The 12851-nt window shown below is 59.7% G+C and carries 10 protein-coding genes; 5 read left to right on the forward strand and 5 right to left on the reverse strand.

Annotation, left to right across the window (positions count from 1 at the left end; genetic code table 11):
- From BOO71_RS27150 to BOO71_RS18485, 4 genes are all read right to left on the reverse strand, one after another.
- Positions 1-341 (reverse strand): transposase family protein (locus tag BOO71_RS27150; RefSeq protein WP_139322920.1); only part of this gene is annotated, 341 nt, incomplete at its 3' end.
- 174 nt (positions 342-515) lie between these two features.
- Positions 516-1916, reverse strand: coding sequence for a glycosyltransferase family 2 protein (locus BOO71_RS18475; protein WP_075834853.1), 1401 nt, complete (start codon positions 1914-1916; stop codon positions 516-518).
- Entirely contained in the window at positions 1913-3157 is a 1245-nt protein-coding gene (locus BOO71_RS18480) for a HEAT repeat domain-containing protein (RefSeq protein WP_075834855.1), read from the reverse strand. The genes BOO71_RS18475 and BOO71_RS18480 overlap by 4 nt, the downstream gene beginning before the upstream one ends.
- Entirely contained in the window at positions 3154-3537 is a 384-nt protein-coding gene (locus tag BOO71_RS18485; RefSeq protein WP_083653622.1) for a response regulator transcription factor, read from the reverse strand. The genes BOO71_RS18480 and BOO71_RS18485 overlap by 4 nt, the downstream gene beginning before the upstream one ends.
- 629 nt (positions 3538-4166) lie before the next feature.
- Here BOO71_RS18485 and BOO71_RS18490 point away from each other — a divergent pair.
- The 4 genes from BOO71_RS18490 (at position 4167) to BOO71_RS18505 (ending at position 11949) form a co-directional block, all read left to right on the forward strand.
- Positions 4167-6080, forward strand: coding sequence for a PAS domain S-box protein (locus BOO71_RS18490; RefSeq protein WP_075834860.1), 1914 nt, complete (start codon positions 4167-4169; stop codon positions 6078-6080).
- 158 nt (positions 6081-6238) lie between these two features.
- A complete protein-coding gene (locus BOO71_RS18495; RefSeq protein WP_075834862.1) occupies positions 6239-7681 on the forward strand; it encodes a GGDEF domain-containing response regulator in 1443 nt (480 codons plus the stop codon).
- 632 nt (positions 7682-8313) lie between these two features.
- Positions 8314-10743 carry a sensor domain-containing protein gene (locus tag BOO71_RS18500; RefSeq protein WP_139323029.1) on the forward strand — a complete coding sequence of 810 codons (2430 nt, stop codon included), beginning with the start codon at positions 8314-8316 and terminating at the stop codon, positions 10741-10743.
- Between the two features lie 108 nt (positions 10744-10851).
- Positions 10852-11949, forward strand: a complete 1098-nt coding sequence (locus tag BOO71_RS18505; protein ID WP_175607477.1) for a GGDEF domain-containing protein — start codon at positions 10852-10854, stop codon at positions 11947-11949.
- A 134-nt stretch (positions 11950-12083) separates the two neighbouring features.
- On the opposite strand, the gene BOO71_RS18510 is transcribed toward BOO71_RS18505, so the two are convergent.
- Entirely contained in the window at positions 12084-12635 is a 552-nt protein-coding gene (locus BOO71_RS18510) for an IS66 family transposase (protein ID WP_368482885.1), read from the reverse strand.
- On the opposite strand from BOO71_RS18510, the gene BOO71_RS18515 reads away from it, so the two are divergent.
- Positions 12571-12851: transposase (locus BOO71_RS18515; protein WP_139323030.1), on the forward strand; the 281-nt coding region annotated here is incomplete at its 3' end. The genes BOO71_RS18510 and BOO71_RS18515 overlap by 65 nt on opposite strands.

Here is a 12851-nt window from a genome sequence, read left to right on the forward strand (position 1 = left end):
CCGTGGTCGATCAACGCTTTCTTGCCAGGGAGCGAGAATTTTTCACTCTGGATCAGAGCATCGTGGGCGCGCACCACGGTTCGCTGAACCGTGGCCTCATGGACACCCCAGTCCTGGCCGATGTGGAACAACGTACGGTACTCGCGCCAGAACTCCAGCGTCATCAGGAGTTGCGCTCCCAGAGGGAGTGCAGGTGGTCGTCCAGATTTGACTTTGTTGGCATGGCGTCCCTGCAACACGGCCTCCATCTCTGAAAAAGTTTCGGGGGACACACCAGTGAGACGACGAAAACTCGTGCGATTCAGCTTCAGGGCTTGATGATATTTCAGCGTGCCGACCATCCCCCACCCTAGCGCACGACTTTCGCAAGAGGTCTATTGCAGAATGGAGAGCAATAGCGAGAGGTTTGCGCAAGCAGCGTCGTCCACGACGTGGCTAACGGTATGCGTGTTAGACGGCAAAACTCAACCTCTCATCCGAGGTGGACAAAAACCGGGCCTTCGCCAGGTTAAGCCCTATTTCGTCTGGATCCGTGTGCGGGTCATTGTTCCCCACTGGCCCTTCTTCTGACCCAGCTTCAGCGTCGCGCGGAAGCGCACCCAGGCATGCCACTGGCGGAAGCCGAAGTTCTCACCAAGCGCCGTGAGCAGCAGCATGACCCGGTCAACCGGACGGCGAAAATGCACGCGCATAAACAGTTCGATGCTGAGCGCCGCCACGCTGACCACCGTGCCGTACAGCAGGGCCAGCAGCAGGAACAGAGCGACGAACGTGCCGTCCAGGCGGCCCGTCAGGGCCAAGGCGATCATGAAGCCGTACCCAAACACTTCAATGACGGGTGCCAGAGCCTCAAAGAGCAGGTAGTACGGCAGCGCCACCAGACCGATTCTTCCGTAGCGGGGATTGAACCACATCTTTCGGTGTGCCCAGAGGGCTTCCCACAGCCCACGCTGCCAGCGGTCGCGCTGCGCTCCCAGAATTCTAACGTTGTCCGGGCATTGCGTCCAGCACACCGGATCCACGTCGAACTCGATGTCGTACGGCCTTTTTTGCTCACGCATGTGGCGGTGAAGCCGCAAGACCAGTTCCATATCTTCGCCCACGGTGCCCTCAAGGAAGCCGCCGACGTCCATCACGTCGCTGCGTTTGAACAGCCCAAACGCCCCGCTGATCACCAGGAGCAGGCCCAGCGCACTGAAGGTGGTGCGTCCGGCCAGAAAGGCCCGGGCGTACTCGACAACCTGTACACGCTCAATCCAGGTGGCGGGCAGGCGCAGTTCAGTCACGCGCCCATCTCTCATCACCCCGCCATTCATGATCCGCACGCTTCCGCCGGCGGCGACCAGCCTGTCGTTCTCGATAAACCGCCGGGCGAGCCGCAGCAGTGCTTCGGCATCGAGCAGACTGTCGGCATCCACCGCACAAAACAGTGGAAACGTGGCGTAGGTCAGCCCGACGTTCAGCGCGTCGGCCTTGCCGCCGTTTTCCTTATCCACCACCGTGAGTTTGGGGATGCGCCGCGAGCGGTAGACGCCGCGGATAGGCCTGGTGTGCAGCACGCGACTGGGGTGACGTTCGGTGGGTATCAGATCGTACGCGTCGATCAAAGCCTGCAGTGTCCCGTCCTTGCTGCCGTCGTTGACGACAATCACCTCGAACTCCGGGTAGTGCAGCGCCAGGAAGGAATTGACCGAGGCCTCGATGGTTTCCTCCTCCCCGTAAGCAGGCACCAGGATGCTCACTGGCTTGTAGAACTCGCGGTTGAGCAGTTCGGTCAGCCCGACGCTCTGGCGCCGGCGGATGTGACGTCCCAATTCACGGGTGGCCACGTAAACCGCCACCGCGTAGAAGCTGTTCAACACCGTGAAATACAGCAAGATCAGCAACTCGATGCCGCCGAGGACCGAGCCGATCATGTGCTCCCCGGAGCGTACGCCAGCGGGGGCCGAACCGGTTGAAGGGTCAAGTGCGTTTTTAGCTGACGCTCGCCATGTTCCTGCAGGGTGGTGCGGGCGATGTCACGTGCGTAGCGGTCGGCGTGACGGGCCACTGCGTCATTGAGCAGACGCTCCCCGTCAGGGACATGGAGCAGGCCCTGAGCAGCGGCCCGGCGCACCCACCAGTGCGGGTCCCCGAGAAGATTCCACAGGCGCTCTGTAGGTACTGGATCGAGGTACGCGGCAGCCTTGGTAGCTTGAAGGCGAACGAACGCCGTGGGATCCTCGGTCAGCTTCAGGACAGTCTTCGCACTTTCCGCCGGAACCTGGGCGCTACTGACCAGCACCCGCAAGGCACCAGCACGGAGTTCCGCGTTCGGGCTTGAGAGCAGCTCCAGCACTTCGCGGTGCAGCGCTCCAGTGCGTTGCCGGGCCAGCACGTCCAGCGTCGCGGTGCGCAGGGTGTCGGGGGCGCCCAGCAGCAGTTCCTGTGCCAGAAGTCTTCCCGCCTCGCCCAGCAGCGTCAGGGCTTCTTGCACCTGTCCGACACTGAACTCGCCCCGGATGATGGCGCCGTGCAGCGCCAGCACGCGCAAAGTGCGTTCGGTGCGGTGCAGCTCGAGGCGCCCGACGCTGCGCGACAGCGCCAGCAGCGCGAGGGCCCGGATTTCCGGGTGTCGGTGACGCAGTTCCCGGTCCAGAGCGTCCAGGGCGAGCGGTTCGCGCAGCAGGGCCAGGCGCTCGATGGCCTCCGCGCGGACCACCACTGGCGTCGAGCGCCGGGTCAGGAGGCGCAGATCGCGCGACAGCCAGCCCTGGGCCCCGTACAGGGTCTTGAGTCGGTCAGAAACCTCGCCGCTCAGGCTATCGCGCAATTTCAGCAAGGTTTGAACGCCGGCCTCATCCAGGCGCCCAGGGAGCGGTACCTCCGCGTACGCCCAGGCGAGTAGGGCTTCGCTCCACTGGGCTTCACGCACTGTGGCGTTCAACTCGGCGCTCTGCAATGCACCGAGTTGAACGAACTGCAACACGCTCAGGATCACGCAACTTAGACCGCCAATCACGCAGGTGAAGATCAACACCGGCCAGATGCTCCGGGCGCCTGGATGGAAGTGGTCGGTGAGCAGGGTCATGCCAGTGGCCAGAATCAGCAAGGTCAGCGCGAGGCTGATTCCCAGGCTGAGGATCCCAAACCCCAGGACGAGCCGATGGCCTTTCATGCTTGCTGTTGCCGCGCCAGGTGCTGAACCCGCAGCACAAAGGTGTCCGGGTCGAATGGTTTGGTCATGAAGTCGTCTCGGAGATCTTCACTGGCATTCAGGGTGTGCTGCTGACCCATGGCCGTCATCACCAGCACCGCCGTTCGGCGGCGGTTGATCTGTGGCAGCAGGTTCAGTCCGTGCCCGCCCGGGAGGTTCAGATCCAGCACAATCACTTCTGGCGTCTGGGTGCGCAGATAGTTTTCCGCGTCTGGGAGGTCCGCACATTCCACCACTGTGATCCCCGCCCGGGTCAGCACGTAGCGCTGCAAGGTGCGGATCGCGATGTTGTCCTCCACCAGCAAGACGGTGACAGGTGAACTGCGAGGGGGAACCGTCATGGAGTAGCCTTTTCGGTCAGGGAGCGTCGGGCGGCGCCTTTCTGAACCCGTTCTACTGTCAGAGCCGTTGCAGCGATGTCACAAAATGAGACGCTCAGGGTGCTAAAAATGCAGAATTCTGCAGATCGCTGAGCGGCGACAGCATTTCCTCAGCCATCAGGCCTGCAGATACCCTCCGCTGATGGGAAGAAGGCCACCAAATTCTGAGGGCAACAAACACCGTAATGCGTAGGCAGCGGAGTCTAGTTCGACACATCTCATCCTATGGCCCAATCGCCTCGGGAGGGCGGTGTCTTTGGCCCATTCAGCACAAACTATGCGGCACAGCATCAACTCCGTGAAAACGGGGCATGCCCAAATCGGCGCTGTCCCGATTCCCGTACTTTACGTCAGGCACCCGTTTTTCTCCTGCTCACTGTCTTGTCCAGAACAGCGCCATGACTGGTACAGCTCGCAGAGAGGACGCTTGGACGCCCATTCGGATTTCCAGGTGTTTTCCAACACCTTTCAATCGGAGTCCATATCAGGGAGTGAGGAGAACTGCGTAAGACCCTGAACTCTAGAGTTCAGGACATGCGAGTCAAGACCAGGCACGGCGAGTCTCACGCCTCCATACATGTGGGATCCAGATGACGCAGACCACAGAATTGCTCGGCCTGCTTAACCTGATCAACGGCGTCGTTTGGGAGGCGTACCCCAGTACGGGTCACGGCACGTTTATCTCGGAGGGCGTGGAAACTCTTTTTGGGTACACCTCAGCGGCATGGCTCGCCACACCCGCCTTCTGGGAATCCCGTCTCCACCTAGACGACCGCGAACAGACTCTCGCAGCCTACGAACGCTTGACCCAGACGGGACAGCCCTTTGAACTGGAGTACCGCATGCACGCTGCCGATCACCGCGTCGTGTGGGTGCGTGACCACATCACGCCAGTGATTGAAGGGGACGTCATGGTCCGTGTGGCCGGATTTATGATCGACATCACGGCACAGAAACACACGGAAGACGCGCTCATGGCGAGTGAAGGGCGGTTCCGAGCACTGGTTCAGCAGAGCAGCGATATCGTGACCATAGTCAACCGTGGTGGGTACATCACCTATGCCAGTCCGTCCCTCCACCGCATTCTCGGCCTGGACCCAGAGATCATCAAAGGCACAGAAGTTCTCCAGGCCATGCATCCGGACGAATACGCCGAAATCCGCCAGACATTCGCCACCGCCGTGTTTGGTGGAAGTGGCGCGACCAGCAGCCTGACCAGCCGTTTTCAGCACGCTGATGGCAGTTACCGTTGGCTGGAATGGGTGGCCACGAACCGGCTGGATGACCCCCATGTCTGCGGCATGGTCATGAATTCACGTGACGTCACCGACCGCCGGGAAGCAGACCTCGCACTCGATCAAAGCCGCCGGACGTTTCAAGTGTTGTTCGACCATTCTCCAGACGGCATCATGCTGGTCGATCTGGATGGAGACATGCCGATCGTGGCCTGCAATGAGGTCGCGGCCAGCATGAACGGCTATACGGTTGAGGAATTGACGGGCCAGAGCACGTACCTGCTCATGATTGACGGCGAGGCCCTGCAGGGCCAGCCTGGAGCGAACGACGCCTTCAAGGGGCAGATTCGTGAGCAGGGACGTCTCCGCATGGAGACCGTTCACCGTCGCAAGGACGGAAGCGACTTTCCAGTGGAGATTCATCTGGCGTTCGTCTGGATTGATGGCCGGGAGATGTTGATGAGCCTGGAGCGGGATATCACGGAACGCTACGCGGCCACTGAAGCGTTGCGGGCCAGTCAATCACGGCTGCTGGCCAGTGAGAAACTGGCCAGTCTGGGACGATTGACTGCAGGTCTGGCCCATGAGATCAATACCCCGTTGGCAGCAACAATGAATTCTCTCTACGAAGCGGAGCGGCTGGCCAAGGAATATTGCGACTCGGTGGGCGTGCCAGGAGTCACCGAGGATGACCACCGGGAGATTGCGACAGAACTGCGCTCCATTCTTGTGGAAGGCGTGAAGAGCACGGGCCGTATTGGGGAATTCCTTCGTACGGTGCGGAGCCATACGCGGGACACGGTCACGGGTGTCATCACCTTTAACGCGGTGAGACTGGTCACCGATACCTTAACCATGATCGCTCACCAGGCCCGGAATGCGAATGTTTCTCTGCTGTTCGAGAAGCCTGAAGATCAGGTGCTGGTGCGCGGGGAGCCGGGCCGTTTCACGCAAGTCTTGACGAATCTGGTCGTGAATGGGATTCACGCCTGCGAATCCACTGTAGAAAGACGTGTCTCCGTCCGGTTTGTGGAACGTGGTGGTCACCCGGTCATGGAGGTGGAAGATACGGGCACCGGTATCGCGCCGGAAGTGCTGCCCCGCATTTTTGATCCTCTGTTCACCACCAAAGACGTGGGCAAGGGTACAGGTTTAGGATTGAGCATTCTCCACGATATTGTCACGGGACATTTCAAGGGCGAGATCGACGTCCGTACCTTCGTGGGTAAAGGCACGACATTTGCCGTGCACTTTCCATCTCAGGCGTAAGCCCGGCCATAGCCCATGCTCTGCACTGGCCGACTTGAGACCCCTCGAGTTCGGGCGCCAGCCTCAAGGGCTTGACCAGACACGCACAAATTGAACTCAGGCTCAGTCAGGTCTTTGTGAGGAGAGGCGCACTAGGTTGTTGAGCCAGGGAGACTCCCATGGCCAGATTACGCACCACAGCTCAACCTTCCGGGCACACCGTGCTGGTAGTCGACGACGATGACGCCCTGCGCAGCACACTCTGCCGCCTGCTTGAAGTCGACGGGCACGAGGTCCTGTCAGCGGCGAGTGGTGAACAGGCCATTAAGCTCTGCCGTGGGCGCGACGTCCATATCATGCTGCTCGATTATTTCATGCCCGGCATGACCGGCGAAGACGTCGTCAAGGCTGTGCGAACCTTTGACCCCAAAGTCCAAATCGTGTTACAGACCGGTTACGCTTCGGAAAAGCCGCCGCGCCAGATGTTGCGCGAGCTGGACATTCAGGGCTATCACGACAAATCTGAAGGCCCAGACAAGCTGCTGGTGTGGGTGGATGCCGCGCTGAAGACCTATCGGCACGTCCGGGCGCTGCACGCCTCGCGCAGCGGTTTGGAATATATTCTGAAAGCCACCCCGGAGCTGCACCGCTTGCAACCCCTTGATGACTTGCTGCTTGGCATCTTGCTGCAGATCCAGGGCCTACTCGGCTTTACCAGCGCCGTGCTGGCCGTCCTCACGCCCGGCCATGAGGCCCTGGCCCTGGCTATCAGCGGGGCTGTCCTCACGGCCGAGCTGCAGGAGTTCACCCTCCGGATTGGGACCGGACGTTTTGGCCACACCGATTGGGCGCTCCTGACGCCCGAAGAGCAGGCCCTGATCCGCGGCGCGGTGGAGAGCGGCCAAGCACATCTGGGCCCTAAAGTCATTTTGCCGCTGAAAGCGGGGGAGCGCACGCTGGGCGTGGTGATGGTGGATAATCCCGCGCAGGGCAGTGGCGACCTGCATCTGCTGGAAATCTTTGCGGCCCAGGCGGCGGTGGCCGTCGAGAACGCCCGTTTGTACAGTTTGGCGACAGTGGATGATTTGACGGGGTTGATGAACAAACGCGCGTGGCTGGGCCGGTTGCAAGAAACGGTGCAACTCGCTGCCCGGCACGCGTTCTCCACCAGCGTCCTGGTGCTGGATCTCGATCACTTCAAGGCCATCAATGACACTTATGGTCACCTGGCAGGTGACCATGTCTTGGCGGCGCTGGGAATATGCGTCCAGCAGCAGCTGCGCCGTTCAGATGTGGCGGGACGCTACGGAGGCGAAGAACTGGTGGTGCTCCTACCCCATACGCCAGCGGCCGGCGCCTTGATCATTGCGGAGAGGCTGAGGGCGGCGATTGAGCAGTTGCGGCTGCACTGGAATGGGCAGGAAATCACCGTGACGGTGAGCATCGGCATCGCCAGCTTACCGCACCAGTTCGTGCAGGTGCCGGAAGATTTGGTCATTGACATTTTCGCACGTGCAGACGAGGCACTGTATGAAGCCAAACGTCAGGGCCGCAACCGAGTGGTCCAACATGTTGCAACGGGTTCGGGAGCACTTCAAGATCAGCGCGCTCTCCTATGCTAAGGACCAGGAGTACGTTCAGCACGGATTCAATCGACTGACTTCCGCGATGAAAATTGCTTTGCGTGTAAGTAGATATGCATATCGCCGATCTTAAAATTCTATATAAAGAATTATAAAGATTAGGGCGGTAACTCGAAGGTTTTCAAAGCCTTGTCACTTAAGATCAGCTAACATCTATGGAAAATTAGCACATTTTTATCACTCTGTAATTTTACACTCAGTAGGAATTGATTTCGAAATTGCGTACAACAAATCCTTCAAGATATCTGCTGAGAGTCCTCAATTTTCGATCTAAATTTAATTATACAAGTTTAGATTCTGAGTAAGAAGTCGGAGAGAAGGATTTCTTAGACTGTCGTCATGCCCTCGATAAGGCCGATGGCCAGTCACTCACCATTCCCCAACATGGGGGAACATGGCCAATTCAGGCTTGTCGAACAGGACATGCTGTTAAAATCTGAATCGCATGGCACGGCTCTGAATGGGTGCCAGGAGACGAGACACCTTATCTGCTTTCCGGTGATTGCTATCAGTGGGTCTTCCTGGCTCCTCCAGATTCTGGCAGTGACGGTCAAGTTGGGTAGGAATTGGAGGTCTACGCGAAGTGGGCCAGCAGACTCGCGGTGTCTGGCATGACGGCCGCACAGCAGGAAGCACTTGAAACGGTGTCCCGGAACATCATGGCGCTGGTCACGAACCTCGTGCTGATTCTCGATGCCGAAGGAAAGGTTGCTTACGCCAGTGAGAGCGTCCATCACTACCTCGGCTACGAAGTGATGTCGGTGCTTGGTCAACCGGTGGTTAATTTCCTGACCCTTGAGGAAGCCGCTCGAGTCAAAAACGATTTTGCCGAATTGCCAGCACCTGAATGGCGTCACTATCAGGTTCGCCATCAGGACGGCTCCTGGAGAGACCTGGAACTCACCTGGGTCAGCCTCCTTGACGATCCGCTTGTGGCCGGAGTTCTGGTGGTGGCGCGAGACATCACGGATGAGGTGCAGATCCGCCAGGAACTGGCCGAGCAGAAAAAGTTCTACCAAACGATTCTCGAGGATCTTCCGTACCAGGTGGCCGTGCTCGACCAGCAGGGACGCTACGTCTACGCCAACCCGGCGGCCATCGGGAATCCTGAGGTGCGTCAGGGCATCATTGGACTGACTGACACCGAATACTGCCGCTGGCGCGGGCATGATCCGCAACTGGCCGCCGATCGTCAGCGCCTTTTCGCGGAGGCCACCCGCAGTCGCCGCTGGGTCAACTGGGAAGAGGCCATACGCGACCCGGACGGGCAATTCAGGTATCACCAGCGGCATTACCTGCCGGTGTTCGGAGCCGACGGACAGCTTGACCGGATGATCGGCTACGGACGTGACGACACCAATCGTCAACGTCGGCTGGCAATGAACACCCGGCAGACCCAGGCATTACATCTCTGCGCTCAGGGAGCACCGCTTCAGGAGGTCCTGGACCAGATTCTGAATGCTCTTGAGGTCTCCTTCCCGCAGGCCCAGGCCGCCCTGCACCTCTCCGACGATGCGCCGCGCGCCCCCTCCGCACCAGGAATGTCGGCGGAGATCCTGGCTGGAGCTATTCGTATCGGCGCGCTCGAACTTCAGCCGCCAGAGACGGGCGAGCTGATTGAAGCCCAGCCGGTGCTGGATCATTTGGCCGGTCTGGCCAGCATGGTCATTGAGCGCGACGCACATCTCAAGCAACTTGAGCGGCTGGCCTACGTCGATGGCCTGACAGATCTGATGAACCGGCCTGCCTTCGTCCGTGCGCTGAATCAGACCCTGGCCGGCGGGCAGCACCCTACAGTCATTATTCTTGATCTGAAACACTTCAGAAACGTCAATCGACAGTATGGTCACACCACGGGGGACGCCCTGCTGATCGCCGTGGCGCACCGCCTCGAGCATGACCTCCCCGAGTGCAGCGTCGCCCGGGCCGGCGGGAACGGGTTTGCGCTCCGTGTCCCTGGCGGCTCAGGGGAGTCGACTATTAAGGCGTTGACCCAAATCATGGGGCGGCCCTTTGCCGTGCGGGGCGAGACGCTTTACGTCAAGTACCATATCGGCGTCAGTCCTGAATCTCAATCGGGAGAGGACGCCGAGTCTGTCGTTCAGCAGGCCGAAGACGCCCTGTACCGGTCCAAACAGCTCGGTCAGACCGTCTCCCGGTACGATGCCGAGGAGTATGCCGTTGAACTGACGGCCCTGACCCTGGAGGTGGAGTTGCGCCAGGCGTTTGCGAACCGCCAGCTTTTCCTGGTGTTTCAGCCGCTGGTTCAAGCCCGCTCCGGGAGCCTGCATGCCGTGGAAGCGCTGCTGCGCTGGACCCATCCCGAACGTGGAGCCATTTCGCCGCAGGTCTTTATTGCACTGGCTGAACAGAGCGACCTGATCCTCGACATCGGCGGCTGGGTGTTGCGAGAAGCTTGCCAGCAGGCCGCCGCATGGCCCGGCGGGCCTGTGCAGGTGAGCGTCAACGTCTCTGCAAGGCAGCTCGAATCTCCACGGTTCAGAGATGATGTGCGGAGCGCCCTGATGGTCAGCGGACTGCCCGCCCACATGCTGGAACTCGAGTTGACCGAAAGCATGTTGATGAGTCCAGGCCGGGATGTGGTGGATGTGCTTGAGCAGCTCAAGGTGCTGAAGGTGCGGCTGGCCCTTGATGATTTTGGTACGGGCTACTCGAGCCTCGCCTACCTGAACCGCTTTCCGTTGGACGTTCTCAAGATCGACCGCTCATTTATTCAGGGGCTGGGGCTTGAAACCTATGGGCACAAAAATCTGGCCATCGTGCGCTCGACGATTGCTCTGGCGCATGAGTTGGAGCTTGAGGTGGTGGCCGAAGGCATTGAGACTGACCTGCAACGCAAGATTCTCGTTGGCCTGGGTTGTGACCTGCTCCAGGGTTATTTTTTCTCCGCGCCTATGCCGCTTGAGCAGGCGGTGGCCTGGCGGTTCGGGGAAAGCCTATGCCCAGCGGAACCAAGCCTGACGTGTCTCAAGAGGTGGGCTGAGACTTCGATTCCGCTGGCAAAGTCGGTAGCTCCATAAAAGTCTGCAAGACGGGGCATGTTGCGCCTGGGCCTTGCCCTCACCCTCACCGCTCAGGCTCACCTGAGCCGCACTGTCACTCAGTTGACCTGAGTCTGGAGAATGTCCTTGCCAGAGCCTATCCGAGCTGAACTTGAACGCTATCATCAGCTGATTGACGCACTGGCTTTACTGGCTCAGAACAGTCACGAAGTTGACGCGGTGGTACAGGCCGTCCACGAGCAGGCTCAAAAGCTCTTTCCGGCCCAGATCACGCTCCTCGCGCTCCAACAACCGGATGGCGACTGGCTCTGGGAGATGTACGAGGGTCAGCAGCGCCATACTCAGTCTCTGCCCTTTTATCCAGAAGGTATTGTCGAGCGTGTGCTGCACGGCGAGGCCCTCTCGGTGCCTCACATCTATACCTACCTGAAAGAACACTCGCTCCGGGCCCGGAGGATTTTGCAGGACAACACGGTCGTTCTGGACATTGAGCCAGAAGATGAACGTGAGCTGCTTTATCAACCTGTCCCGTCCATGTTATACGTGCCGCTGGAGGTTAAGGGCAAACGTGTGGGCGTCCTATCGGTGCAGAGCTATGAGGCGGGGGCATTCGACGAAACCGATTTGCAGTTCTTGCAATTGTTGGCCCAGCACGTTTCGATTGCGCTGGAGAATGCAGCCTTACGAGAAGAACTCAAGCAGTTGACCCGGACCGACGCGCTCACAGGGTTACTTAACCGCCGGGCTTTTGACCACGACGCGTTCATCGCACTGACGACAGCCCAGCATGAAGAACGTCCCCTGAATCTGGCCATTCTTGATGTCCACCGGTTCAAGCAGATCAACGATGAATTCGGGCACCAGGCTGGCGACGCGGTACTCGCAACTGTGGGACAGATCTTGACGCAGGCTTTGCCAGCGCCGCATGCGGCCTTCCGGCTGGGTGGCGATGAGTTCGCGCTGCTGGTCTGGGGCACGCCAGCTCGACTGAGCGAGTTGACCATACGCCTGACCCATGCGCTGCGCGTGGCAAGTTGGCCTCTTGGTGTCGGCCCTATCTGTCTTCACAGCGGCTGGGCGCAGTGGCCGGAAGAGGGTCTGGACGAATGGCTGTCCCTGGCCGACACCCGGATGTACCAGGCCAAACGGCGACGTATTGAGGGACGGCAGGTGGACTGGGGGCTGGATTTTGGAGAGAACAGTCCTGAAGAGCTGTCTCAATAGAGAGAGTGGTCTGTCCCCCAAGAACTGGAAGGTATGAAGTAGAGAGTCTGTGATTAGCGGGTAAGGCTGGTCAAGACCGCGACGGGATCCTGACCGCGCAACCGCGCAGTCTCCACCGTGGACTTGATGCGCATCTACGTCTGCGCACCGAGGGCGTTCTTGCTGCATTGTGAGACTTTCCTCGACATCACCACAGTCCGCAGGCTCCGTTCAGCCGCGTTATTCGTTGGGGGAATGTCGGGGTCCTTCAGGAACGGCCACAACCGATCCAGCACGTGCTGTTTCAGAAGGCCCAGCCGGAGGCGCTCCTTCGCCTTCGACTTCAGCGGCGCCCGGTTCAGCAGGGTGTCCAGACGCAGGGTGAGTCCCTCACCCTGCTGCGCATATTCCTCCCGCGTACACCCACCCATCGTCACGTCCCGGTGCAGTCGGATGCCATCCCGGAAGACCTGCGCCACCCGCTGTCCGTACCCCTCCCCGCGCCCTGGGCGACTCTGCTCCCCAGCGGCGACCTCATCCGCGTTTCGGATCAGGTGCGCCAAGCACTTCTGCTGCTTGACCTTTGATGTTGTTAGGGTTTGGTGGAGGGTAAGTTCAGTGTGATTCACACTGGAGGACAGAATGTCCGTACCCAAGCAAAAGTTCACCGCTGAGTTCAAATACGAAGCTGTCCGCCTGGTTCGCACAACCGGTAAGAGTTGCGCTCAGATCGCCCGTGACCTCGGCGTTCCTCCTCACTACGTCGTCCGGTGGAAGCAACAACAGGACAACCAGACGGCCGCTGGCCGCCCTGCCTTCACCGGGCGGGGGATCCCCGCCCTTTCACCACAGGAGGCTCGTCTTACAGAACTCGAACGAGAGCTGGAAATTGCGCGACAGGAACGGGATATCCTGAAAAAAGC

The sequence above is a fragment of the Deinococcus marmoris genome (assembly GCF_001949125.1).
Classification (GTDB): Bacteria; Deinococcota; Deinococci; order Deinococcales; family Deinococcaceae; genus Deinococcus; species Deinococcus marmoris_A.